Source organism: Flavobacterium daemonense (genome assembly GCF_007341385.1).
In the GTDB taxonomy this organism is placed as follows: Bacteria; Bacteroidota; Bacteroidia; order Flavobacteriales; family Flavobacteriaceae; genus Flavobacterium; species Flavobacterium daemonense.
This window is the reverse complement of record NZ_VJYD01000001.1, coordinates 343,805-370,767: the sequence shown is the minus strand read 5'-3', so window position 1 is coordinate 370,767 and position 26,963 is coordinate 343,805. Positions and strand designations below refer to the sequence as shown.

Here is a 26,963-nt window from a genome sequence, read left to right as displayed (position 1 = left end):
GATTTCTCCTTTCTAGCTTATTATTAGGTTTCGGTATAACTTGAAACATGAAACCTGAAACAAAAAAACAAAAAAACAAAAAACCATGTCTAAACAATTCTCAGCATTAGGAGTTTCAGCGCCAATTTTAAAAGCTTTAGGCGAATTAAGCATTGTTGAACCAACAGAAATTCAGCAAAAAACAATTCCATTGCTTTTATCTGAAAAGCATGATGTTGTTGGTTTAGCCAAAACTGGAACAGGAAAAACTGCCGCTTTCGGGTTGCCATTGCTGCAATTAATCAACACAGAATTACCTGTCGTTCAGGCTGTGATTTTAGTTCCGACAAGAGAACTTGGACATCAGATTTTTAGAAATTTAGAAGATTTTTCAAAGCATATTCCAAATATATCAATTACGGCAACTTGTGGTGGAATTCCAATTAAACCGCAAATAGAACGTCTTACAGCGCCAACACATATCATTGTAGCAACTCCGGGACGTTTAATCGATTTGATTCAGCGAAAAGCGGTTGATTTAAAAGAAACACAATTTTTAGTTTTGGATGAAGCCGATGAAATGGTTTCAATTCTTAAAGAAAGTTTAGACGAAATTGTTGCAGAACTTCCAAAAAAACATCGTACGCTTTTGTTTTCTGCAACTTTGCCAGGAACAATCAAACAACTGATTCAGAATTATTTGAATAAAAATGTAGTTCAGATAAGCGCTAGTATGGAAACATCTGGAAATCAAGGTATCGACCATCAATATATTGTAGTTGATCCTATTGAAAAACTGGACGTTTTAATGCATTTTTTAAATTCAAGAGAAGGTGAACGCGGCATTATTTTCTGTAAAACAAAAGCTGCTGTAAACAAATTAGCTAAAAATCTTGCTATAAATCGATTTTCTTCTGGAGCAATCCACGGAAGCTTGACACAGGGAATTCGTGACCGTATTATGGAGCAATTCCGCGAAGGACATATTAATATTTTGATTGCAACTGATCTTGCAGCAAGAGGAATCGACGTCAAAGAAATTGCATATGTTGTAAATTACCACTTGCCAGATACGTATGAAAACTATGTTCACCGAAGCGGAAGAACCGCAAGGGCAGGAGCAAACGGACTTTCATTAACTGTTTTGCAGGAAGAAGAAGTGGTTGAAATTCCTGATTTTGAGAGAGAACTCGGTCTTAAATTCACAAAGTTTGAAAAACCGTCGGCTTTGAGCATAGAAGAAAATAATACGCTTTTATGGGCAAAACAAATCTTTAAAACAAAGCCAAATCACGATATTTCGGCAGAGTTAAAAACTAAGGTAAAAACTGTTTTTCATCATTTGACAAAAGACGAATTGATAGAGAAATTGATGGCCAACTATGTCCTTCAAAACAAAATCGATGTAGTTGAAAAACCTGTTAAAAAATTCAAAAAGTAATAAATCTGACAATTGTCATTGCATATTAAAGTTGTATATTTATAAGGAATTATTTTATAATCCTACATAATAAATAACATATATGAAGATAATAATTATAGGAGGCGGTTTTGCAGGAATCAATCTTGCGAAGGAACTTGTAAACCAGCCTCAAATAGAAGTAATCCTCGTTGACAAGAATAATTACAACTTTTTTCCGCCGCTTATCTATCAAGTAGCAACCGCTTTTCTAGAGCCATCAAGCATTAGTTATCCTTTCAGAAAATTTTTTGCAGGTAAAAAGAACCTGCAGTTTCGTTTGGGCGAATTGCTTTCTGTGGTTCCTTCTGAAAACAAAATTGTTTTAAATAATGGTGAATTGACATACGATTATCTGGTTTTTGCAACAGGTGCTGAAACGAGCTATTTTGGCATGGAAAACGTTATGAAAAACGCCATTCCGATGAAAACCTTAAATGATGCCATCGAAATGCGTAATGCACTTCTTAAAAATCTTGAAAAAGCCGCAATCACAAAAGATATACGCAAACGTCGTAAACTTTTAACTATTGTAGTTGCTGGAGGAGGGCCAACAGGTGTGGAAGTTTCTGGAATGTTTGCTGAAATGCGAAAAAATATTCTGCTTAAAGAATATCCTGAATTAGAGACATCGGCAAGTAATGTTTATTTAGTTGATGGAGGAGATGCATTGCTTTCACCAATGAGTAAAGAATCTCAAAAAGATACTCTCGATGCGTTGACAAAACTTGGAGTCGTAGTAAAACTCCATACTCGCGTGACTGATTATGTTGACGACACTGTGTTTTTTGAAAATGGCGAAACCATTAAAACAAAAAACTTAATTTGGGCGGCAGGAGTTTCGGCTAAATTGTTTGACGGAATTCCGAAAGAAAGTTACGGACGCGGTAAACGAATGGCGACAGATCAATACAATAGAGTAAACGGATTTGAAAATATTTTTGCGATTGGTGATACAGCAATTTTGGCCGGAGATAAAAATTTCCCTGACGGACACCCGCAAGTGGCGCAAGTTGCCATACAGCAAGGATTAAATTTGGCCGAAAACTTTAAAGCAATGGTCAAAAACAAAGCTTTAAAGCCATTTGCATACAAGGACAAAGGTTCGATGGCAATCATTGGAAAAAACAAAGCCGTGGTTGACTTGCCAAGTCCGAAATGGCATTTTAATGGATTTTTTGCTTGGATAGTCTGGCTGTTTGTCCATTTGATTTCTCTGATAACTTACAGAAATAGATTGCAAACTTTCTGGAATTGGATGGTTGCTTATTTTGCAAGTGATCAGTCTCTTAGGATGATTATTCGACCAGATAAAAAACAACAAAGCGAATAAATAAATTCCAAAAATTAAATTCCAAATTCCAAGAATGTGAGTTTAACTTGGAAACACAAAAGTTGTGGGAATTTTAAAATTAAAAAGCCAAAATCAAAGATTTTGGCTTTCTTTATTCTCAATAAGCTGGAATTTGAATTTTTTAGATTTGGAATTTAAGCTTGCTCCGCTGTAGTTGGATCAATTATTCCTAAAATTTGATTTACCGAATTTGCTGGAAAACCGCCCAGTTTAGCATGTTCGTAAACCATTTCTTCATTTGGTGCAATATAAATACAATAAAGCTTATCGTTTGTTATATAACTATTTACCCATTGAATTTGTGTTCCTAGTTGATTTAGTACTCCGCAGGAAGCCTGAGAAATACTTTGTAGTTCATCTGATGTAAGTTTGCCAGCATTTGGGATTTCTCTTTCAATAACATATTTCGGCATAATAATTCCAAATTTATTCCTACTCGTGTGGCTTTTCGGTTTCGCCCCGTTTTTCAAATGGTATCTGGATTCCATTAAATTTTAAGCACTATAAAATTAATGAAATAAAACACACCAAAACATATTATTTACTGATTTTTAGACAGATAAACAAAGTATCAATGAGCAGCTACAGTATCATTTTCAGCACTTAATTCTACTTTATTTTTAATAAATCGTTTTCCAATATTTAAAACAACAAAAGCAATAATAGTAGTGACTGTCATAATAAGAACCATCGGCGCTACAGAATCCTTAACAAAAATTCCAACAGCAAAGGACGCAATAGAGCCCAATCCTAATTGAATTGCTCCCATTAAAGCCGACGCACTTCCCGCATTTTTAGCAAATGGAGCCATTGTAAGTCCCGCCGTATTTGGGTTCGAAATTCCCAAACATCCTAAAAATATAAATAACATTGTTATAGTTTCGTACAATCCTAATAGATTATTTAAAGAAAGTACAAGGAAAACAATACTAACAATAGATTGCAAAATTAGTGCTGCAAAAATCATCTGCTCACTTGAAAATTTCTTTAATAAAACAGAATTTAACTGGCTGGAACCAATAAAACTAACCGACATAAAAGCGAAAATCCAACCATAAGTTTTAGCATCAACATGGTAAATATCCATAAAAATGATAGGTGAGGCCGCCACATAGGTAAATAATCCAGAAAAAGCAATTGCTCCGGTAAAGGCGTAAGTATAAAATTGAGGTTCTTTGAGGACCTTTAAAAAATTCGAAATAATAGGTTTTGGTTTTAATGATATAGAAACATCCGGTTTATAGCTATTTGGCAAACCAATTTGAGAAGCAATTAAAATAGAAATTCCCATAAACATTAAGATAATGAATACCGTATGCCAGCCATAATCTTCAGTCACATAACCACCAATCGTTGGTGCTAGCATTGGCGAAAGCCCAAGAACAAGCATCAAAAGCGAGAATACTTTAGGAATATCTTTTACAGGAAATAAATCACGAACCATAGCTACAGAAGCAACTGTTGCAGCGCAACTTCCAACTGCCTGAATAAATCGTAACAGAATAAACGTGTCAACATCAGTCACATAAGCGCAGCCTAAAGCTGCTAATATATAAACCATCAAACCTACAAATAGAGGCTTTTTTCGTCCAAAACGATCTAATAAAGGTCCGTAAAGCAATTGTCCGGCAGAAATTCCGATAAAATAACTCGATAAACTCATTGAAACTTTTGCAACAGTTGTATTTAAATCCTTTGCAATATCAGAGAATCCGGGCAGATACATATCGATTGAAAAAGGCCCTAATGCAGTTAAAGAACCTAAAATCAGAATCAGTTTTATATATTTTTTTGTAGTCATTTTTCTTAAAAAAATCTAATAAATTTTCAACAAAGGTAGAGTTTTCATAACTTGTAGAGTTATTAAAGAATATTAATGGTGAATTTTAATCGTATCTACGTTTAAAATTTGCAAAACAGATTTATTAATCTAAATTTTTAAAAAATTATGAGAAAGTCTTTATTATTATTAGCGATTCTGTTTTCGTCAATTTCATTTGCGCAAACTATTACATCAAAACTTGAAGATGCAAATGTTGAGCAATATGAATTGCTGAAAAAAGTGAATCAATATTATCCAGATATTACTTTGACAAAATCTATCACCAATTTTTATGCTGACGGAAAAATTATCGATTCACAACAACAATTTGATATAAAAGGAACTAAATTTTCAAGTTACAAAATCGGAATTGAGCCAGGCAACAAAAAATTATTATTTGAATACGTTTCAGATGAAACTGGAAAAGTTTTTGGCGATGTGCAGCTTTTTAAAGGAAATGTCGTACGAACGACTTTTACAGAAAGAAATAATGAAATCGAAGTTTCAATAAATGGCAAATCTGTTTATCTGAAAAAAGTTTAAAATTTCATGAAGCATCGCAATTTAGTTTGCGATGCTTTTTTTTTTATGCTGAATAATTACACGAAATAAATCGCGTATTTGAAAAAAAATAAAATTATTTTTTTTCAAATATGAGAAATTTGATTAACCAGACATTGTAGAGCAAATTTTAAAATTTGAGTCTTTTGCTCATTTAATACATTAAGATAAATCTCGTATTTCAAAAAAAATTAAATAAATTTCCAAATACGAGAAATATGGAAGACTGCAAATTCCAGAGAAGATCTGAATAAATTGAAAAATAAACCAAATAGTATCATATATCGCGTGTTTTCATAATAAGCCATTTTGAACTATAATTTATATTATGTAAAATAGAATTTATTGAAATCCTCTATCTCAATTTGTTCATGAATATTCTTTTCATTTACCATAAATTAAAAGCTAAAGATCTTTAATCGTTTTTATTTTTTAAAATGTAATTCTCCTCTCACTAAAATATCCCTTAGAAAAAATTCTATAGAATTAAAAACCAAATAATTGCATAATTTAAAAGCTTAAAAAAGTATTTTGAAGCCTTGAATCTACTAAATCTTAACATTTCTTTAAAATATTCAGATTCTGACCAAGATGCTTTCATTGTAAGACTTTATTTTATTATTTTTACATTCGATACTTTAAAAAAATTATCAAACGTATGAATACAATTGCTGAGCATATTGCAGATTTTTTAAAAGAATACCCGCCATTTAATAATTTGACTTTTCAGGAATTATCTGATATTGCAACCAATATCCGTGTTCTTAATTTAGAAAAACATACGGTACTGTTTCAAAATAACGATACACTTCATGATAGTTTTTATGTTGTTGCTTCTGGCGTAATCAATTTGACAACAATTGCTGATGCTGAGGAAACGATTATCAATAAATGCCACGAAGGCGATATTTTTGGCTTAAGACCTTTTTTTGCTAAGAATAATTATATGATGACGGCAAAAGCACGCGAAGAAAGTATTATTTACGCTATTCCTATTGCGGTTTTCAGACCTTTTGTAGCTAATAATTCTGATGTTTTGAACTTTTTATTGGAAAGTTTTGCAACCAATTCAAGACATACAAAAGACAACGTAAATTCTAACGGAAAAATGATTTCTGACACCTCTTTTTATGTTGATCAGCAATCAGAAATGCAATATATTCAGTCACTTAACTACAATAATTCACCTTTAACTACTGAAGCAACTCATATTGTTAAAGATGTCGCTATTTTAATGACCGAAGCAATGGTTGATAATATTATTGTTTGTGGAGAGAAAAACCGTCCAATTGGTATTGTCACTGCAACAGATTTGGCTTCAAAGATTGCTACAGGGCGCTATCCTATCACAGAAACGATTGATAAAATTATGTCGTCGCCTGTGGTTACGGTAATTGAGAATGTTTCGCTTGCCGAAGCGCAATTACTTATGCTCAAACATAATGTTACGCACTTGTGTGTGACTAAAGACGGCACAAGCAAATCTGCTGTAAAAGGAATTATTTCTGAGCACGATCTTATTGTGGCTCAAGCTAGTAACCCAGGTGTCTTAATTAAAGAAATCAAGCGTTCTCAGCTTCCAAAAGATTTAAAACAAATTCGCGATCGTCTTTCTGATCTTATTCAGAATTCTATCCAAAAAAATATTCCAATTTCACATGTGAGCAATATTGCGAGCGAAATAAATCTCGCTATCATCAAACGTTCGGTGGAATTGTCTATTTTAGATTTGGGCTCTCCTCCTGCACGTTTTGCTTGGTTAAGCATTGGCAGCCAAGGACGTAAAGAACAATTATTACTCACTGATCAGGACAGTATTTTGATTTTTGAAGATGTTGCGCCAGAAAAATACAGAGAAGTTAAAGATTACTTTTTAAGATTGGCAAAAAGAACCACGACCATCTTAGAAAAAGTGGGTTATGAATTTTGCCCAAATGGCCATATGGGTAGCAATATGTTGTGGTGTAAGTCATTGACAGACTGGACAAAACAATACAACAGCTGGATGAATACTCCAGGTGAAAACAGCAACGATTTGAGCAGTATTTTCTTTGATTATGAAATTGTTTTTGGTGAACCAAAAATTGAAGAAGTAATTGAAAACGTAATTTTTAAAAATGCTGTCAACAATACTTTATTCTTCGACTTTTTAGGAAATGATGCCTTGAAAAAGAATTCTCCTTTGAGCTTTTTCAAAAAATTCATTGTTGAAGAAGAGGGTCCGCATAAAACGAAATTTGACATCAAAACACGTGCTTTAATGCCTTTAATTGACGCTGCACGTTTACTGATTTTAAATGCTAACATAAAAGGAATCAAGAATACGTATTTAAGATTCAAACAGTTGGCAATAACAGATTCTAAAAATGCTGAGATTTACTTAAGCTGTGCCGAGGCTTTTCTGATACTCTCAAAATTTAGAACCATTGAAGGATTAAAAAATGACGATTCTGGACAATATATTAATTTAAGAGAAATGTCTAAAACGGACAAAGAAAAGTTAAAAAATGCCTTGACCCCAATGAAAGATCTTGAGGAATTAATTAAGAGTAAATTTCAACTTACACAATTCTCGTAAAATATGCTAGACTGGCTAAAAAATATTAATAAAGAATATCCAGATTTTTGGAAAGATTACCTAAATAAATTCGAAACAAAACCTAACAGATTCGTTGTCTTATCAACTGAAACTTCTGGTTTGAACCCGAATAAAGATGTTATTTTATCTTTAGGCGCTTTTTCTGTAGTTGATGACAGTATTGTGATCAAAGATAATTTTGAATCTGTTTTATTGCAGTATAAATTTTATCAGGACAACGGACTTTCAAATGAGTTTATTATTGAAAGCAAAATGAGCAAAATGCAGGAACCAGAAGCAATGGAAGGCTTTATTAATTTTTTGGGAAATGCAATTTTGGTTGGTCACCATATTAATTTTGATATTGAAATGCTCAATTCATCTTTAGAGCGTCTTGATTGCGGAAGATTAAAAAATGAAGCTTTGGATGTTGACGTGATGTACAGAAAATTAATGGACATTAACGACAAACAGTTTTCTCTTGATGATTTGTGCGAAATTTATAAAATCCCAAAAAGTGATCGAAATTCTTCTGCTGAAGATGCTTATAGAATTGCACTTTTGTTTTTGAAGCTAAAGTCAAGATTGGGGATTAAGTAAATATAAAAATGGATAATCTTGTCATTTCGACCGAAGGAGAAATCTCCGTAAGAAGCTAGACAAAGATTAGCGATTTTGCATACGGAGTTACTTGTGGAGATTTCTCGTTCCTCGAAATGACAAACAGTTCGGAAAGACCTAAAACCTGAAACAATCAAAATAATAAAAATAAAAAATGCCTCTTAAAATCTTAAGAGGCATTTTTTGTATATTCTCATCAGGAAACTATTAGATTTTCCCTTTTGTAATTTCATCTACAATTTCAGGATTCAACAACGTTGATGTATCACCAAAATTAGTAAAATCACCTTCTGCTATTTTACGCAATATTCTACGCATAATTTTTCCAGAACGAGTTTTTGGCAAACCTGACACAAACTGAATTTTATCCAATTTCGCAATTGGCCCAATATGGTCGGCAATATATTGATTGATCTCTTTTGTCAAATTTTCTTTATTTCTAACTTCTCCAGTTTCTTTCAAGATTACATAACCATACAAAGCATTTCCTTTAATATCATGCGGGAATCCAACAATTGCAGATTCTGCAACCGCAGGATGTTCATTGATAGCATCTTCGATTGGAGCAGTTCCTAAATTATGACCAGAAACGATTACAACATCATCTACTCTACCCGTGATTCTGTAATAACCAACTTCATCCCTCAAGGCGCCGTCTCCTGTGAAATATTTTCCAGGGAAAGCAGAGAAATATGTTTCTTTGTAACGTTCGTGATTGTTCCAGATTGTTCTAGCGATTCCAGGCCAAGGGAATTTGATGCACAAACTTCCAACAACTTGATTTCCTTCAATTTCATTGCGTTTTTCATCCATTAAAACGGGCTGAATTCCTGGCAATGGCAAAGTTGCATATGTTGGTTTTGTTGGTGTTACAAAAGCAATTGGAGAAATCATGATTCCACCAGTTTCTGTTTGCCACCAAGTATCCACAACCGGACATCTTTTATCTCCAACGTGGTCATTGAACCAGTGCCAAGCTTCCTCGTTGATTGGTTCCCCAACAGATCCAATAACTTTTAATGATTTTAGAGGATATTTTTGAATATAATCTAAACTTTCTTTTGCTAATGAACGTATTGCGGTTGGAGCTGTATAAAATTGAGTAATTTTATGTTTTTCGATAATTTCCCAGAAACGGCTAAAATCCGGATAAGACGGAACTCCTTCAAAAATCACAGTTGTTCCTCCGTTTAATAACGGTCCGTATAAAATGTATGAATGTCCAGTAATCCAACCAATATCGGCAGTACACCAGAAAATATCATTTTCTTCATAGCTGAAAACATTTTTGAATGTATAAGCTGTATAAACCATGTAGCCGGCAGTAGTATGAACCATACCTTTTGGTTTTCCTGTTGATCCTGAAGTGTACAAGATAAACAAAGGATCTTCGGCATCCATAATTTCAGCAACACTGTTATCAAGAGCTGCATCTAATAATGGTTGTAACCAAATATCACGGCCTTCTTTCATTTTTACATCCGTTTTAGTTCTTTTTGCAACCAAAACTTTTGTTACAGATGGGCAAGTTTCAAGAGCCTCATCAACAATTCCTTTAAGGTCAATTGTTTTGTTTCCTCTATAGCCACCATCAGAAGTAATAACCATTTTACATTCGCAGTCATTAATTCTCGCAGAAACTGCCGAAGCAGAAAATCCAGCAAACACAACTGAGTGGATTGCGCCAATTCTCGCACAAGCTAAAACAGCAACTGCCAATTCTGGAATCATTGGTAAATAAATACATACTCTGTCTCCTTTGCGAACGCCTTGCTCACGCAAAACATTTGCCATTTTTGAAACGCGTTCGTATAATTCGTTATATGTAATATGTAAAGCTTCTTCAGACGGATCATTCGGTTCAAAAATAATCGCCGTTTTCTCGCCTCTTTTGCTTAAATGTCTATCGATACAGTTTTTAGTAATATTAACTTTTGCATCTGTAAACCATTTTACTTCAGCATCAGCCATATTAAAATCAACTACTTTTTCCCATTGTTGGTACCAAGTAAAATTCTCCTCCGCAATTTTACCCCAAAATTTTCTTGGTTCCCTTATTGACTTATTGTAATGTTTAAAATATTGTTCTAAATTTTCAATTTTATAATAACTCATATGTTTCTTGGAATTTTTTTTATAAATGTATTAAATCTCGGTGTATTCTTAAAATTATTTAATTCATAAATTTTGGCAAATAAAAACACATATTAAAAAAAATATTTCTTTTTATTGCGTTTTATATAAAAAAACACTTTTTAACAACAAAAAGCATATTACAAAAAAAGCGCAGAAAATAAATACTGCGCTTTTTTATTTTAACAATTTCAATAACAATTAATTTTGTAATTCTTACAATTACAATGATTTTTCTATTTTGAAAATAGAAGCATCTTTATTAATCAAAACAGAAACTTCAACAAGTATATTTAAAAAATATACCCCATTATAAGGGATTAGCTTCACTTAACTTACTCTCAAAGAAGTTAAGTGAATGCAATATGCATCTATATCTATTATCTTAATAAGTGCTTACTAATTCAAAATATTACAAATCATTGATACAGTGCAAATCCCGCAAAATCCGATTTTGCGGGAATTCCCAATTTTTTAATTATCCAATTTTTTTCATTGCAGTCATAGACTCTCTCAGCCACGCTCCTACTTCTTCGATAGGATGTTGGCGAATTTCTTTGTTTACAGCAATTAAAACAGCATTATCTACTCCGTTTGAAGTTGAGAATGGTTTACCAATAATATTAGTTTCAACTTTTTTCATGAATTCAGTCAATAATGGCTTGCATGCATGATCAAATAAGTAACATCCGTACTCTGCAGTATCAGAAATTACACGGTTCATTTCGAACAATTTCTTTCTAGCAATTGTGTTTGCAATTAATGGTAATTCGTGTAATGATTCATAATAAGCAGATTCTTCAATGATACCAGCTTCAGTCATTGTTTCAAAAGCTAATTCAACACCAGCTTTTACCATTGCAATCATTAATACTCCATTATCAAAATATTCTTGCTCAGAGATTGGAGCTTCTTGCGGTGCTGTTTTTTCGAAGTTAGTTTCTCCTGTTGCAGCTCTCCATTTCAATAAATTAACATCGTCATTAGCCCAGTCAATCATCATAGTTCTAGAGAATTCCCCAGAAATAATATCGTCTTGGTGTTTTTGGAACAACGGACGCATGATGTCTTTCAATTCTTCAGCTAATTCGTAAGCTTCAATTTTTGAAGGATTGTTTAAACGATCCATCATATTTGTAATACCACCATGTTTCAAAGCTTCAGTGATAGTTTCCCATCCGTATTGAATTAATTTTGAAGCATATGCCGCATCAATTCCTTTTTCAACCATTTTATCGAAACATAAAATAGATCCAGTTTGCAATAATCCACAAAGAATTGTCTGCTCACCCATTAAATCTGACTTCACTTCAGCTACGAAAGATGACCTTAAAACTCCTGCTCTGTGACCTCCAGTTGCTACAGCGTAAGCTTTTGCTTGATCTAAACCAAATCCGTTTGGATCGTTTTCTGGGTGAACTGCGATAAGTGTTGGTACACCAAATCCTCTTTTGTATTCTTCACGAACCTCAGATCCTGGACATTTTGGAGCACACATAATTACTGTGATATCTTTACGAATCTGCATTCCTTCTTCAACAATGTTGAAACCGTGAGAATATGCTAAAGTTGATCCGTTTTTCATTAATGGCATAATAGCAGTAACTACAGCAGTATGTTGTTTATCTGGAGTCAAATTACAAACTAAATCAGCAGTTGGAATCAATTCTTCATACGTTCCTACTTTAAATCCATTTTCAGTTGCATTTTTATATGAAGCTCTTTTTTCAGCAATCGCATCTGCACGCAATGCATAAGAAATATCTAAACCTGAATCTCTCATGTTTAAACCTTGATTCAAACCTTGTGCACCACAACCTACGATCACAACTTTTTTTCCTGCTAATGCTGCGATTCCGTCTGCAAATTCTGACTGCTCCATAAATTCGCAAACTCCAAGTTGCTCTAATTGTAATCTAAGTGGTAATGTGTTGAAATAATTTGCCATTTTTTTTTATTTAATGAATGTGTAATTTAATAATTGATTTAATATATAACTTGAGAATGATATTATTTGAAAGTCTCTAATAATGTCGAAATCTCCATTTTTTCTTTAGAAACTGAAATTCTCCCCGAACGTACAAATTGCATGATTCCGTAAGGTTTAAATTTTGCGTACAATTCTTCAATTTCAGAACGGCGTCCTGATTTTGAAATCACAAAAAAATCGCGAGAAACCGTTACAATTGTAGACTGGCTTTCTTTGATTATGTTTTGAATTTGTTTTTCGTCAAACAATAAATTTGAAGCAATTTTAAACAAGGCATTTTCAAGATAAATTGTTTCTTCATCTGTATGATAAAATGCTTTTATAACCTCAATTTGTTTTTCAATCTGCCCAACAATATTCTGAACCCATTTTTCTGTAGTATTCACTACAATTATGAATCTTGAAACATTCTCTATTTCTGATTCAGAAACATTTAGACTTAATATATTAATGTGACGCTTTAAGAATATTCCTGATATTCTATTCAACAAACCCACGTTATTTTCTGAGTATACCGATATGGTAAATGTTTTATCTTCCATTTTGTTTTAGTTTATTTTTGTTTCAAGTTTCAGGTTTCAGGTTTTTGAACTTGAAACAAAGAAAACTTGAAACTTGAAACTCTTTTCCTAGCTTAATCTAATTTCTGAAACACATGCTCCTGTTGGAATCATCGGGAAAACGTTGTTTTCTTTTTCGACCATAACTTCCAAGAAGTAAGACTCTTTTGAAGCAAGCATTTCTGCAACCGCTTCATCTAAATCTTCGCGCTGTGTGACTTTTTTAGATTTAATATGGTAACCTTCGGCAATGGCAACAAAATTTGGATTGATCATTTTTGTTGATGCATATCGGTTGTCAAAGAACAATTCCTGCCATTGACGCACCATTCCTAAGAATTCATTATTTAAAATAACGATCTTTACTGGAACCTGAGTTTGGAAAATAGTTCCCAATTCCTGAATTGTCATCTGGAAACCTCCATCACCAATAATCGCTACAACTTCACGTTCTGGTTTTCCCATTTTAGCTCCAATTGCAGCTGGTAGCGCAAATCCCATTGTTCCTAATCCGCCAGAAGTAATATTGCTTTTTGTTGAATTGAATTTTGCATAACGGCAAGCAAACATTTGGTGTTGACCAACATCTGAAACGATAATTGCATCACCTTTTGAGTGTTTGTTGATCATTTCAATAGTTTCTCCCATCGAAATTCCTTTACCGTTTGTCGGATTTAATTCTTCTTTTATTACCGAATTATATTCAACTTCACTTAACGCTTTAAATTCATTGTGCCATAAATCATGAGACTTTGCATCTAATAATGGTAATAAAGCAGCTAGCGATTCTTTTACATCACCTAAAACAGCGATTTCTGTTTTAACGTTTTTATCAATTTCTGCTGGATCAATTTCAAAGTGAACTACTTTTGCTTGTTTTGCGTAAGTAGCTAATTTTCCAGTAACACGATCATCAAAACGCATTCCGAAAGCAATTAAAACATCACACTCGTTTGTCAATAAATTTGGCGCATAATTTCCGTGCATTCCTAGCATACCAACATTTAAAGGATGATCTGTTGGCAAAGCCGATAATCCTAAAATAGTCCAAGCCGCTGGAATTCCAGATTTTTCAACAACTGCTTTGAATTCTTCCTCTGCTCTTCCCAAAATAATTCCTTGTCCAAAAACAATTAGAGGTTTTTTGGCGCTATTGATCAAAGCCGCAGCTTCGGCAACTTTATCTAAGTTTAATTTCGGAACTGGAACATAACTTCTGATTCCAGTACATTTTTCGTAGCTATAATCAAATTCATCAAATTGCGCATTTTTAGTGATATCGATCAAAACTGGACCTGGACGGCCAGAACGAGCAATATAAAACGCTTTTGCAATTATTTCCGGAATTTGAGAAGCTTCAGTAATCTGAAAATTCCATTTGGTAACCGGAGTTGAAATTCCGATAATATCCGTTTCCTGAAATGCATCAGAACCTAGTAAATGTCTTCCTACTTGTCCTGTAATGCAAACCATAGGCGTTGAATCGATCTGTGCATCTGCGATTCCAGTGACTAAATTTGTAGCACCTGGCCCCGAAGTTGCAATTGCAACACCCACTTTTCCAGTCGCTCTCGCATAACCTTGAGCAGCATGCGTTGCACCTTGTTCATGACGAACTAAAACGTGGTGCAACTGATCCTGAAATTTATATAATTCATCATAAACCGGCATGATTGCTCCTCCTGGATAACCATAAACCAAGTCTACACCTTCTTCTAACAAACATCTTATAACGGCTTCTGCCCCTGATATTTTCATAGTATATTGTTTTTTCAATGTCAATTTCAATATCAAAATTCAATGGCAAAAATCAATTTCAATAATAAATTTTAATTGATCTTTTATTTATTTCTTTTCGTTGCTATTGATTTTTGTAATTGGTATTGATATTGATTTTTGAAATTGTTTTTTAATTAGTTGTCGGTAACACAGCCTGTTGAAGCACTAGAAACCGATTTTGCATATTTAAATAAAACTCCTCTGTCAACTTTTAAAGGAGGTTGAACCCAAGCCGCTTTTCGAGCAGCGAATTCTTCGTCAGATATCTTCAGGTCGATTGTATTTTTCTTAGCGTCGATAGCGATTATATCTCCATCTTTTACTAGCGCAATACCTCCACCATCATATGCTTCTGGTGTAACGTGGCCTACCACAAAACCGTGTGAACCTCCGGAAAATCTACCGTCTGTGATTAGTGCACAGGTGCTTCCTAATCCGGCTCCAATAATCGCAGATGTAGGTTTTAGCATTTCAGGCATTCCCGGACCACCTTTTGGTCCACAACCTCTAATGACGACTACATTGCCTGGTTTGATCTTTCCGGCTTGAAGACCCGGAATTACTTCAAATTCACCTTCAAAAACAACAGCAGGTCCTTCAAAATACTCTCCTTCTTTTCCGCTGATTTTTGCTACAGCTCCTTCAGATGCAAGATTTCCGTATAAAACCTGAATATTTCCTGTTGGTTTTAACGCTTTTTGAATTTCATGAATTACTTCTTGTCCATCTTGTAAATCTGGAGTCGAAGCCAAATTTTCAGCAACTGTTTTTCCTGTTACTGTCAAACAATCTCCGTGAATCAATCCAACTTTTAATAAATATTTCATAACTGAAGGAATCCCTCCAACTTCATGGATATCTTCCATCATATATTTTCCACTTGGTTTCATGTCAGCAAGAACAGGAGTTCTGTCGTTTATTGCTTGAAAATCATCCAAAGTGATTGTAATTCCAACTGAGTGCGCCATCGCGATCAAGTGCATAACTGCATTTGTAGAACCTCCTAAAACTGCTACAATTGTAATAGCATTTTCAAAAGCTTTACGAGTCATGATGTCTCTTGGCTTGATATCTTTTTCTAATAAAATTTTAATTGCTTCACCTGCCGCAACACATTCGTCTCTTTTCTCTTGGCTTAAAGCAGGGTTTGAAGAGCTGTATGGCAAACTCATTCCTAATGCTTCAATTGCAGATGACATCGTGTTTGCAGTGTACATTCCACCACAAGCACCAGCACCCGGACAAGCATTTTGAATCACACCTTTAAAATCTTCTGGAGTAATTTCTCCTTTTACTTTTTTTCCTAAAGCTTCAAAAGCAGAAACGATATTTAAAGATTCACCTTTCCATTTTCCTGAATGGATTGATCCTCCGTAAACCATCATCGACGGGCGGTTTAATCTTCCCATTGCGATCAAGGCTCCTGGCATATTTTTATCACAACCTGGAATCGCAATTACGCCATCGTACCACTGTGCACCAACTACTGTTTCAATAGAATCAGCAATTACATCGCGAGAAACTAATGAATAACGCATTCCTTCGGTTCCGTTTGAAATTCCGTCACTAACACCAATAGTATTAAAAATAAGTCCGACAAGATCTGCATCCCAAACACCTTTTTTAACATCTTTTGCTAAATCATTCAAGTGCATGTTGCATGTATTTCCATCGTAACCCATGCTCACAATTCCAACTTGTGCTTTTTTCAAATCTTCTTCAGTTAAACCAATCCCATATAACATTGCTTGCGCCGCAGGCTGTGTCTGATCTTGAGTGATGGTTTTGCTGTACTTATTTAATTCCATTATTGTGTTATTTTATTTAAATTTTATTCAAAAAAAAACCTTCCAGTATTTGGAAGGTTTGTAATATAGTTTTTCAATTATATTTATACCATTCCCGCTGCAGATGTGCTAAACACATTGACAACAACGACAGAAGTAATAATAATTGAGATTTGCATCTTTTCTATTTTTTAGTGTTACAAAAGTATAAAAACTTTAAGAACTAAAAAAATAAAATCTCAACATTTATAATACTTCTTGTTATTTATTTCAGTATTTTAATAAAAACTTTAAACAATTGTTGATTGTCCAATACTAACATTGTCATTATTAAAATACAACAAGTCATCTTTGCTGAAAATAAAATTTGAAACAAACTCCCCTACTTCATTTGTACCGAATTTTGAATCTGGTTTTAAATCAACAGTTACTACTTTAAATTCTATTGCTTTTTCTACCGCTTTATAAATTACATTAGCTTCTTTAGTTAATCCAAAATGTTCTAACAAAAGTGCTGCTGCCAAAATCGATGCAATTGGATTAGCAATGTTTTTTCCTTTTGCCTGTGGATATGATCCGTGAATTGGCTCAAACAAAGCATTTTTTTCTCCTAAAGATATTGACGGCAACAAACCAATTGATCCTGTTATTACACTTGCTTCATCAGATAAAATATCTCCAAACAAGTTCTCAGTCAAAATCACATCAAATTGTTTTGGATTTAAAATCAGTTGCATTGCTGCATTATCTACAAATAAAAAATCTAAAGCTACATCTGAATAATCTTCGCTCACTTTCTGAACTACTTTTCTCCATAATCTTGAAGTTTCCAAAACATTTGCTTTATCAACCATGGTTAGCTTTTTGCGTCGTTTTTGTGCCGATTTAAAAGCTAAATGTGCAATTCTAGTAATTTCTTCTTCTGAATATTCACATAAATCCGAAGCGTGTGTTCCTTCATCGTTAAGTGTTTTTGTACCAAAATAAGCACCACCTGTTAATTCTCTAAAAATGGTGAAATCAGCTCCTTCAATAATTTCTCTTTTTAAAGGAGAAGATTCGATTAAGGCTTTATATGGTTTAATAGGACGAATATTAGCAAACAAACCAAGCTCTTTACGAAGTCTCAACAAACCTTGCTCCGGACGAACTTTTGCATTTGGGTTGTTATCATATTTTGGATCACCAATAGCACCAAGCAAAACTGCATCAGTATTCAAACAAAGATTAAGCGTTTGTTCTGGGAGTGGATTTCCTGTTTTGTCAATTGCAACAGCACCCATAAGCGCTTCTTCAAAAACAAATTCATGATTGTACACCTCGCCAATTGCATATAATGCTTTTTTGGCTTGTAAAATTACTTCTGGTCCAATTCCGTCTCCTGGTAAAACTGCTATTTTCAAATTCATAACGTCTCGTTCTTTATGTATTTAAATCTTTATTTTTTTTTCTCTTTCTTCTTGGGTCTATTCTATTTATTAGCTTCTAATCAATTCTCCCTGAATTTTTGAAGCTTCGATAATTTGATGAATATCAGCATCAACAACTTCTTTTTTAATATCAGCGAATTTCAAAAACTCAATGTATACAATATCTAATTGTACTTTTGTAAGCTCGTAACCTACTTTTTTAGCTCTGTATGCTAAAGCTGCTCTACCACTTCTCGCAGTTAAAATGATTGAAGATTCATTAACTCCAACATCTAATGGATCCATAATTTCGTAAGTTGCTCTGTTTTTGATTACACCATCTTGGTGAATTCCAGAACTGTGTGCAAAAGCATTTGCTCCTACGATAGCTTTATTTGGCTGTACAATCATTCCCATACTTTCAGAAACTAAACGGCTCATTTCGTTTAATTCTCTAGTATTGATATTTGTATCTAAATTTAAATATGGATGTTGTTTGAAAATCATCACCACTTCTTCAAGTGCCGTATTTCCAGCTCTTTCTCCAATACCATTAATAGTACATTCGATTTGTCTTGCTCCATTTATAGCACCTGCAATTGAATTTGCAGTTGCCATTCCTAAATCGTTATGACAGTGACATGAAAGGATTACGTTTTCGATTCCTTTTACGTTTTCTTTTAAGTATTTAATTTTTGCTCCGTATTCTTCAGGAAGGCAATATCCAGTTGTATCCGGAATATTTAATACCGTTGCACCAGATTTGATAACTTCTTCACAAACTTTTGCTAAGAAAGCATTATCAGTTCTTCCTGCATCTTCAGCATAGAATTCAACATCTTCTACATATGATTTTGCATGAGCTACAGCAAATTTCGCTCTAGCGATGATATCTTCTGGAGTAGTTTGTAATTTATGGAGGATATGAGATTCTGAAGTTCCGATTCCGGTATGGATTCTAGGTTTCTTCGCATGCTTTAAGGCAGCTGCAGCAACATCAATGTCATTTTTTACGGCTCTCGTTAATCCGCAGACGGTTGCATTTTCTACAATTTTACAAATCTCAGAGACCGATAAAAAATCGCCCGGACTTGACACAGGAAATCCTGCTTCGATAATATCAACTCCCATTTTGTCTAGTCGTTCTGCGATAACTAATTTTTGGTTAGTATCTAACTTACATCCTGGAACTTGTTCACCATCGCGCAAAGTGGTGTCAAAAATTTGAACTTTCTCTCTATTCATATTCATTTATTTAATGTAATTTCACATTGTGATAACAAATATATATTGTACTTATGCAGTACCAAATTCATTTTAATGAAATTATACTGTTCATAAAACAATTTATACTCAGTTAAACTCTTAATAATCAATAAGTTATATTATTATTTTTTACAATGGCTAACCATCAAAAAGATTTCTTATTTGTTCTGATAAAATCGCTTTCCAAATCTGAAAAAAGACAATTTAAAATTTTTGCGAGTCGTTTAGAAACCAGTTCGAATACAAAATTTATCGAATTGTTTAATATTCTAGACAAATCTGAAACGTATGATGAAAAGCTGATTCTGAAAAGCGGAAGCATCAAAAAAGTACAGCTATCTAACTTAAAATCATACTTGTACAAGCAAATTTTGGTAAGCATTCGCCTAAATATTCCGAGCCAGAATATTCGCTATCAATTGCGTGAACAAATTGATTTTGCTGTTATTCTTTATAATAAAGGCTTGTACAAACAGAGTTTAAAAATTCTGGACAAGACAAAACAGCAAGCTTTAGAAAATGACGAAAAATATATGGCGTATGAGATTGTAGAATTCGAAAAACTGATCGAATCGCAATATATTACCCGAAGTATTCAAGGTCGCGCTGACGAATTAGTTATTCAGGCAAAGGAATTGAATTATCGAAATACAATTTCAAGCAAATTATCTAATTTATCGCTTCAATTATACGGAATCATGTTGAAAACGGGTTACGTAAAAAGCGATGAAGAATATAAATATATTGACGATTATTTCAACCGACATATTGCAAAACTAGACGAAAGCAAGTTTGGTTTTAGAGAGAAATATTGGTTTTACAATGCTAATTTATGGCGCAGTTTCTTGGTTCAAGACTTCTTGGCAAGTTATAAATATGCGTATAAATGGGTTACGCTCTTTTATGATAATCCGAATATGATTTATTTGAATCCGGTGTTTTTCTTAAAAGGAAATCATTATTTTCTAGAATCGCTTTATATGCTGAAATATACGTCTAATTTCAAAAAATATTTAACGCTTTTAGAAGAGACTATTGCAGATGATAAATTTCCGGTTAACGATAACATTGCATCGCTATCATTTTTATATGTTTACAATAATAAGCTGAATCTTCATATTCTGGAAGGCACTTTTGAAGAAAGCGAATATTTGATTCCGGAAATTTTAGAAAGACTGAAATTACATAGCGAACATCTTGACGAACATCACGAAATGTTGTTTTTCTATAAAATTGCTTCGATTTATTTTGGAAATGAAAAGTACAACGAATGTATTTTTTATTTGGATAAAATCATCAATAACAAAAACTTAAGCATGCGCGAAGATTTAATGTGTTTCGCCCGACTTTTATCTTTAATTGCTCATTATGAATTAGGAAAAGATTACTATTTAGAAAATCATCTGAAAAACACGTACAAGTTCTTGCTGAAAATGAACGATTTGCATGAAGTTCAGAAAGAAATTATAAAATTCCTAAGAAACTTAAACAACTTCTATCCAACGGATATCAAAAAGGAATTCAAAAAAATGCATGCTCGTTTTGTAGAACTTGAAAAAAACACTTACGAAAAAAGAGCTTTCCTTTATTTAGATATTATTTCTTGGCTTGAAAGCAAAATCGAGAATCGCAAAATTGCTGATATTATTAAGGAAAAAGCTAAGTTGAATAGCAGGTAAAGGTTTTAAATTCCAATAAAAAAAAGCGTAAAAGATTTAATCTTTTACGCTTTTTTTGTCATTTCGACCGAAGGGAGAAATCACACTCGAAACTCCACAAAGATTGGCGATATCCTTGCGGAAATACTAGTGTGATTTCTCCCTCCGGTCGAAATGACATACTATACACAAACAACAAGCCCGACAGGTTTTAAAAACCTGTCGGGTTTACTTTAAGCATATGATTAAAATCTTTAAAAAAACTTATTCAACTATATTCGAAGACGTTACATAAAAATCTTTATCTACTTCTAATTTTCTGTCTTCGTTTTCAGTTTTTACAGATTGCCATTCAGTTGTAGGCTTCAACCACATTTCAACGCCATTTAATTTTACTCTAACTGGCATATCAAATTTGGCAACACAGTTTGTCCAGTGGTATCCAAAAGTACCATTTTTAAACATATATTCAAAAACCGGAATTTGATTTGTGGTCAAATATTGTGCAAAAACCCTGTTGAAATTAATTCCAGATTGTTCGTTGATATAATCCTGAATCTGTTTTCCTGTAACCGTTTGGTGATAAAAAGTTTTATTTAAACCTCTCAAAATCGATTTCCATTTTGCATCATCATTAATCACTTGACGAATCATATGAAGCATATTTGCACCTTTTGGATACATATCTCCTGATCCTTCGTTATTTACATCATAATGACCAATAATTGGCGTGTCATTTTTAATGTTTTTTCTGCATCCAATGATATATTCAGCAGCTGCATCTTTTCCGTAATAATATTCGAGAAAAAGGCTTTCAGAATAGTTTGTAAAACTTTCGTGAACCCACATATCAGCAATATCTTTGTATGTGATATTGTTCGCAAACCACTCATGTCCAGATTCGTGAATAATGATAAAATCAAATTTTAACCCCCAGCCAGTTCCACTCAAATCACGACCTAAATAGCCATTTTTATAGCCGTTTCCATAAGTTACAGAACTTTGGTGTTCCATTCCTAAATAAGGCGCTTCGACTAATTTATAACTGTCTTCGTACCAAGGATAAGGTCCAAACCAGTTTTCAAATGCTTTCAACATTCTTGGAGCATCTTTAAATTGTTCTTTGGCTAAAGCCAAATTATCTCTCAAAACATAATAATTACAATCTAAATCGCCTTTTTCTCCTTTGTATTTCTCAGAAAAATTCACATAATCACCAATATTGATGTTCACACCATAATTGTTGATTGGGTTTGAAACATACCAATTAAAAGTTTTTGTCCCGTCTTTTTCCTTTTTAACGCTTTTCAGTCTTCCGTTCGAAACATCAGTTAAATCTCCAGGAACATTTACGCTAATCATCATGTTTTCAACTTCATCATACATATGATCTTTGCACGGCCACCAAACGCTCGCACCAAGACCTTGACAAGATGAAGCAATGAAATCTTTTCCGTTTTTATCTTTTTTCCACGTAATTCCGCCGTCCCATGGTGGTCTTACGGCTTCTTTAGGCTTTCCTCCAAATGAGATTATAATTTCTTTTGAATCTCCAACTTTTTGTTTTTCTGCTAACGTAATAAAGAAGGCATTTCCATCTCTTTCAAACTTTAATGGTAACCCATTTTGAGTTACTTTATAAATCTGCATAGGTTCCTGCAAATCAATTTGCATTCTGTTGTTTTCTGTCAAAACAGTGTAACGAACCGTATTTGAACCCGTAATTGTTTTTTCTGACGGATTTACCTTTACATCTAAATGATAGTATTTTAAATCCCACCAAGCTCTTTCATTTGTAATGCTGCCTCGCAAAGTGTCCTGATGCGTAAAAACAGTTTCTGACTTGTTTAAAAGTCCTTGAGCATTTGTGCTGAAACCAACTAAAAAGGCGATAAAAGCGCCACCTAAGTATTTTCTCATTATTTATAAATTTGTAATAAATAAGGTAATTAAACCTGTTTAATCTGTAACAAATGTAAACATTCAGATTAATTATTTTAAAATTTTATGATTTCTGTTAGAAAAAAAATGACCACAAATTGATTATTGTTCTCTATTTTAGTGCTTTCTAATTTTTAGACTTTTAATATGAGATTTGTTGCTGTGTTTTCATTTTTTTTATTCGCTTATTCAAGTACAATACGTTCCCAAAATATAGCAATACATAAAACAGCTGATAAAGTGGCGATTGACGGAGATTTGTCTGATTGGAAAACTCCTTTTTTGGGTCCTTTTGTAATTCATAATTCAGGCGAAAAAGCAACTCAAGATACTTTTGTTTCACTTTCTTGGAATGACGAAAATCTCTATATCGCTTATCGTTCTGCCGATTCTAAAATTATTGGAAAACCTCAAAAACAAGATTCTCAAATTTTTAATACTGATGATTTAGTAGAAATTTTCATCGATGCCGACGGTGATGGAAAAAATTACATTGAAGTTGGCGTAAATGCTTATTCCGCCTATTACGATATGCTTTTAAAATGTATTTCTGCAGAATGTGGAGGCTGGAAAACTTCAATGCTTTTTGATATTGCCGGACTTGAAACTGCCAGCAAAATCAGCGAAAATGGATTTTGTACAGAGATTAAAATTCCGTTTTCAAGCTTGGAAAAAATTGAAAACGGCAATTTCATAAAACCAAAAATTGGCACAAAATGGAAAGGAAATCTTTTTAGAATCGATTATGGAAATACTACTGAGTATCTTGCTTTACAACCCTATAAGAGTCTGAAATTTGGGTTTCATCAACCACAGGAATTTGCGGTTTTTGAGTTTGTAAATTAGTTTAACTGTTGAATCGTTTAATTGTTAATGCGTTTAATCGGATGTTGCGTTATTTATTGGTTTTTCAACGGTTTAATTACGAAAAAAATTAGTTATTATTACCCATAAGACTCAAGCCCAATTTGTGCTCCTCGTCTCAAATTTCTTTTGCCAGCAAATCCGTTTATTACTAATCCTAAGCCAGACAAAACTGCTCCGTAAAAAATAATTCCGCCACCGGTTCCAATTGAACACACCAAACCAGCAGTTAAAAGTATTAGACCAATAATGATATTTCGAGTAAACTTTTTAGAAAAATCTTTTCTTGAGATGTCGTTTATGCGGTCAATTTTTTTCAGAATTGACATTGGAATTTCAACACTTCGCTGCTCAATTATATTGCTGATGATAAAATAATTCTCTTTAGAATAATTATCAGTCAAATCACCGAAATTCCCATTTTTAAGAATTTGATCCAGAATTTCTTCAAAGCTTAAAAGAAGTTCCGCGTCTGTCAAATCCTTATTTTTGTCTTCAATTAAATCCTCGATATTTTCTTCAAATTCAAGCCTTTTTGAAGATAGATATTCAATTTGTTCTAAAGGAGAAAGCTCTTCAATATATCTTCTTTCTAACTCTTCCTCCCCTAAATTCTCATTGTTTTCATTCTCATTTTTAAGAATGGTTTCAATATCAATATTTCTGGCAATTAAAATTTCCTTTGCAACAGTTAGCGCATCAGGATTGTATTTGCTGGCGTTTTTTGTAAGCATTAAAATTAAATCCTCATCAGAATGATTTACAAAACGCTTTCTGAATGTCTCTATATCCATGGCTTAAAATATTTACGTAAATATCAAAAAATAAATTTTATTTTAACATAATTTAGTAAATATTTTTTCACAATTTTAAATTATTTCTGACGTTTCTTTAAAACGTCAACGACATCATTTAACTGATATCCTTTTGCCTGCAATAGAATCAAATAATGAAATAATAAATCGGCGCTTTCGCTTAAAAATAAGTCATCATTACTGTCTTTTGCTTCAATAACAACTTCTACAGCTTCTTCTCCAACTTTTTGAGCAATTTTATTGATTCCTTTTTCGAATAAAGAGGCTACATAACTTTTCTCAGAGTCAGCATTTTCTCTGCGTGTTTTTATCGTGTTTTCTAATTGCGAAATAAAACCGTAATTAGAATTATTAGGCTCTTGCCAGCAAGTATCTGCACCCGTATGACACGTTGGACCCGCAGGTTTTGCCTGAATCAAAAGTGTATCGCCATCGCAGTCATTTTTAATATCTACAAGTTCTAAAAAATTGCCGCTTTCTTCGCCTTTTGTCCAAAGTCTTTGTTTTGATCGGCTAAAGAAAGTTACTTTTTGCGTTTCAATTGTTTTTTGAAGCGATTCTTCATTCATATACCCCAACATCAAAACATTTTTTGTTTCTGAATCCTGAATTATTGCTGGAATTAAACCATGCGCACTTTTTATATCGATTTCCATTTTAGATTTTAGATTTTAGATTTTAGATTTTGATTCTCTGAAATCTTATTATTTTTTTTTATTTTGAATCTTCTCTTTCTTTTTGTTTCTTGCTTCTTTTTTAAAGCCTAACTTCAATTCCGTTACTTCTAAGTTCTTGTTTTAAAGCTTTTATCTCTATTTCTTTGAAGTGAAAAACGCTCGCTGCCAAAGCGGCGTCTGCTTTTCCTTCTTTAAAAGAATCAACAAAATGCTGAATATTTCCCGCTCCTCCAGAAGCAATGATTGGAATATTTACTGATTCTGAAAGTTTTGCCAAAGCCTCGTTTGCAAAACCGTTTTTCGTTCCGTCGTTATCCATCGATGTGAACAGGATTTCGCCAGCGCCTCGTTCTGCCACTTCCACAGCCCAATCGAATAAGTTTAATTCGGTTGGAACTTTCCCTCCAACTAAATGCACAATCCATTGTCCGTCAATTTGTTTGGCGTCGATTGCGACAACAACGCATTGACTTCCAAATTTTTGTGCCAAATCATTGATCAATTGCGGATTTTTTACTGCCGATGAATTTATCGAAACTTTATCCGCTCCGTTATTCAGCAGAATATCAACGTCTTCAACAGATGAAATTCCACCACCAACTGTAAATGGAATATTGATTTTTTCTGCAACACTTCGCACCATATTGACCAATGTTTTTCTACGTTCTTCAGTTGCCGAAATGTCTAAAAAAACCAGTTCGTCTGCACCTTCAGCCGAATAAATTTCTGCCAATTCGACTGGATCACCCGCATCGCGTAAGTCCACGAAATTAACACCTTTTACGGTTCGTCCGTTTTTAATATCTAAACAAGGTATGATTCTTTTTGCTAACATTTTTAGTTTGGTTGTTGGTTATTCGTTGATTGTTGTTGGTTAAAGTGATATACTATCAACCGACAACTAACAACTATAAACCAATTATATAATTTTCTAACTGTTTCAAACTAATTCTTCCTTCGTAAATTGCTTTACCGATAATAGTTCCTTCGCATCCTAATTCGGCAAGTTTTGGTAATTCATCAAAAGTCGAAATTCCACCAGAAGCTATTAGTTTTATACCTTTTGCTTCCGCTAAAATTTTGCTGTACAAATCAAAACTTGGACCTTCAAGCATTCCATCTTTTGCAATATCCGTACAGATAACATACTGAATTCCTTTATTTTGATAATCTTGAATAAACGGAATCAAATCTTCATTTGATTCTTCTAACCAACCGGAAACCGCTATTTTTTCGTCTTTTGCATCAGCACCTAAAATGATTTTATCAGAACCATATTCTGAAATCCATTTTTCGAAAATAGTTCTGTTTTTGACTGCAATGCTTCCACCAGTAATTTGGTTTGCTCCGCTTTCAAACGCAATTCTTAAATCATCATCTGATTTTAATCCGCCGCCAAAATCAATTTTTAAGCTCGTTTGCGTTGCGATTTGTTCCAATATCTCATAGTTGACAATTTTGCTTGATTTTGCACCGTCTAAATCGACTAAATGCAAATATTCAATTCCGTGTGCTTCAAATGATTTCGCGACTTCAAGCGGATTTTCATTGTAAATTATTTTGGTATCATAATCACCTTTGGACAAACGAACGCATTTACCTTCAATGATATCTATGGCTGGTATTATTCTCATGTTTTTAATTTTAGATTTCGGATTTTAGATTTTAGATTCTAAAAATTGAAATTGATTTTTGATATTTTGATTGATA

General features: G+C 33.4%; 21 protein-coding genes. 7 read left to right on the top strand and 14 right to left on the bottom strand.

Features of this window, described 5'->3' with window-relative positions; all coding sequences use genetic code 11:
• Positions 1-85 precede the first annotated feature (85 nt).
• Together FND99_RS01475 and FND99_RS01470 are read left to right on the top strand one after the other, a co-directional pair.
• Positions 86-1,420 (top strand): DEAD/DEAH box helicase, encoded by a 1,335-nt coding sequence (locus FND99_RS01475; protein WP_144336225.1) that lies wholly within the window; start codon positions 86-88, stop codon positions 1,418-1,420.
• 82 nt (positions 1,421-1,502) lie between these two features.
• On the top strand, positions 1,503-2,771 hold the full coding sequence (locus FND99_RS01470) for an NAD(P)/FAD-dependent oxidoreductase (RefSeq protein ID WP_144336224.1): 1,269 nt from the start codon (positions 1,503-1,505) through the stop codon (positions 2,769-2,771).
• A gap of 155 nt (positions 2,772-2,926) precedes the next feature.
• On the opposite strand, the gene FND99_RS01465 is transcribed toward FND99_RS01470, so the two are convergent.
• Together FND99_RS01465 and FND99_RS01460 are read right to left on the bottom strand one after the other, a co-directional pair.
• On the bottom strand, positions 2,927-3,280 hold the full coding sequence (locus FND99_RS01465; protein WP_246074149.1) for a DUF4242 domain-containing protein: 354 nt from the start codon (positions 3,278-3,280) through the stop codon (positions 2,927-2,929).
• Between the two features lie 83 nt (positions 3,281-3,363).
• Positions 3,364-4,593, bottom strand: coding sequence for a multidrug effflux MFS transporter (locus FND99_RS01460; RefSeq protein WP_144336223.1), 1,230 nt, complete (start codon positions 4,591-4,593; stop codon positions 3,364-3,366).
• 147 nt (positions 4,594-4,740) lie between these two features.
• Between FND99_RS01460 and FND99_RS01455 the strand changes: the two genes are divergently transcribed.
• From FND99_RS01455 to FND99_RS01445, 3 genes are all read left to right on the top strand, one after another.
• The gene (locus FND99_RS01455) at positions 4,741-5,157 is read left to right on the top strand and encodes a hypothetical protein (protein WP_144336222.1); all 417 of its coding nucleotides are present in this window, start codon (positions 4,741-4,743) and stop codon (positions 5,155-5,157) included.
• A 676-nt stretch (positions 5,158-5,833) separates the two neighbouring features.
• The gene (locus FND99_RS01450) at positions 5,834-7,753 is read left to right on the top strand and encodes a DUF294 nucleotidyltransferase-like domain-containing protein (protein ID WP_144336221.1); all 1,920 of its coding nucleotides are present in this window, start codon (positions 5,834-5,836) and stop codon (positions 7,751-7,753) included.
• A 3-nt stretch (positions 7,754-7,756) separates the two neighbouring features.
• Positions 7,757-8,353: a 3'-5' exonuclease gene (locus FND99_RS01445; protein WP_144336220.1), complete on the top strand. Its 597-nt coding sequence runs from the start codon at positions 7,757-7,759 to the stop codon at positions 8,351-8,353.
• A 228-nt stretch (positions 8,354-8,581) separates the two neighbouring features.
• Here FND99_RS01445 and acs read toward each other — a convergent pair whose 3' ends face one another.
• The 7 genes from acs to FND99_RS01410 all read right to left on the bottom strand — a co-directional run bounded on the left by acs (position 8,582) and on the right by FND99_RS01410 (position 19,277).
• Positions 8,582-10,489 carry an acetate--CoA ligase gene (gene acs, locus FND99_RS01440; RefSeq protein WP_144336219.1) on the bottom strand — a complete coding sequence of 636 codons (1,908 nt, stop codon included), beginning with the start codon at positions 10,487-10,489 and terminating at the stop codon, positions 8,582-8,584.
• 496 nt (positions 10,490-10,985) lie between these two features.
• Positions 10,986-12,455 (bottom strand): ketol-acid reductoisomerase, encoded by a 1,470-nt coding sequence (gene ilvC / locus FND99_RS01435; RefSeq protein WP_144336218.1) that lies wholly within the window; start codon positions 12,453-12,455, stop codon positions 10,986-10,988.
• 62 nt (positions 12,456-12,517) lie between these two features.
• Positions 12,518-13,039: an acetolactate synthase small subunit gene (gene ilvN, locus FND99_RS01430; RefSeq protein WP_035643804.1), complete on the bottom strand. Its 522-nt coding sequence runs from the start codon at positions 13,037-13,039 to the stop codon at positions 12,518-12,520.
• Between the two features lie 87 nt (positions 13,040-13,126).
• A complete protein-coding gene (ilvB, locus tag FND99_RS01425; RefSeq protein ID WP_144336217.1) occupies positions 13,127-14,815 on the bottom strand; it encodes a biosynthetic-type acetolactate synthase large subunit in 1,689 nt (562 codons plus the stop codon).
• Positions 14,816-14,970: 155 nt separating this feature from the next.
• Positions 14,971-16,644, bottom strand: a complete 1,674-nt coding sequence (gene ilvD, locus FND99_RS01420) for a dihydroxy-acid dehydratase (RefSeq protein ID WP_144336216.1) — start codon at positions 16,642-16,644, stop codon at positions 14,971-14,973.
• A 269-nt stretch (positions 16,645-16,913) separates the two neighbouring features.
• Positions 16,914-18,032, bottom strand: coding sequence for a 3-isopropylmalate dehydrogenase (leuB, locus tag FND99_RS01415; protein WP_144336215.1), 1,119 nt, complete (start codon positions 18,030-18,032; stop codon positions 16,914-16,916).
• A gap of 69 nt (positions 18,033-18,101) precedes the next feature.
• Positions 18,102-19,277, bottom strand: a complete 1,176-nt coding sequence (locus FND99_RS01410) for a 2-isopropylmalate synthase (RefSeq protein ID WP_081909306.1) — start codon at positions 19,275-19,277, stop codon at positions 18,102-18,104.
• A gap of 155 nt (positions 19,278-19,432) precedes the next feature.
• Here FND99_RS01410 and FND99_RS01405 point away from each other — a divergent pair, with 155 nt between their 5' ends.
• Entirely contained in the window at positions 19,433-20,977 is a 1,545-nt protein-coding gene (locus FND99_RS01405) for a hypothetical protein (RefSeq protein WP_144336214.1), read from the top strand.
• 243 nt (positions 20,978-21,220) lie between these two features.
• Here the strand turns inward: FND99_RS01405 and FND99_RS01400 are convergent, their stop codons facing one another.
• Entirely contained in the window at positions 21,221-22,876 is a 1,656-nt protein-coding gene (locus tag FND99_RS01400; RefSeq protein WP_144336213.1) for a M1 family metallopeptidase, read from the bottom strand.
• A 168-nt stretch (positions 22,877-23,044) separates the two neighbouring features.
• On the opposite strand from FND99_RS01400, the gene FND99_RS01395 reads away from it, so the two are divergent.
• The gene (locus tag FND99_RS01395) at positions 23,045-23,743 is read left to right on the top strand and encodes a carbohydrate-binding family 9-like protein (RefSeq protein ID WP_144336212.1); all 699 of its coding nucleotides are present in this window, start codon (positions 23,045-23,047) and stop codon (positions 23,741-23,743) included.
• A 98-nt stretch (positions 23,744-23,841) separates the two neighbouring features.
• Here FND99_RS01395 and FND99_RS01390 read toward each other — a convergent pair whose 3' ends face one another.
• The 4 genes from FND99_RS01390 to hisA all read right to left on the bottom strand — a co-directional run bounded on the left by FND99_RS01390 (position 23,842) and on the right by hisA (position 26,887).
• A complete protein-coding gene (locus FND99_RS01390; protein ID WP_144336211.1) occupies positions 23,842-24,555 on the bottom strand; it encodes a hypothetical protein in 714 nt (237 codons plus the stop codon).
• A gap of 80 nt (positions 24,556-24,635) precedes the next feature.
• Complete coding sequence (gene hisIE / locus FND99_RS01385) at positions 24,636-25,232, bottom strand: bifunctional phosphoribosyl-AMP cyclohydrolase/phosphoribosyl-ATP diphosphatase HisIE (RefSeq protein WP_144336210.1); 597 nt, start codon at positions 25,230-25,232, stop codon at positions 24,636-24,638.
• Positions 25,233-25,332: 100 nt separating this feature from the next.
• A complete protein-coding gene (gene hisF, locus FND99_RS01380) occupies positions 25,333-26,088 on the bottom strand; it encodes an imidazole glycerol phosphate synthase subunit HisF (protein WP_144336209.1) in 756 nt (251 codons plus the stop codon).
• Positions 26,089-26,161: 73 nt separating this feature from the next.
• On the bottom strand, positions 26,162-26,887 hold the full coding sequence (hisA, locus tag FND99_RS01375) for a 1-(5-phosphoribosyl)-5-[(5-phosphoribosylamino)methylideneamino]imidazole-4-carboxamide isomerase (RefSeq protein ID WP_144336208.1): 726 nt from the start codon (positions 26,885-26,887) through the stop codon (positions 26,162-26,164).
• Positions 26,888-26,963 lie beyond the last annotated feature (76 nt).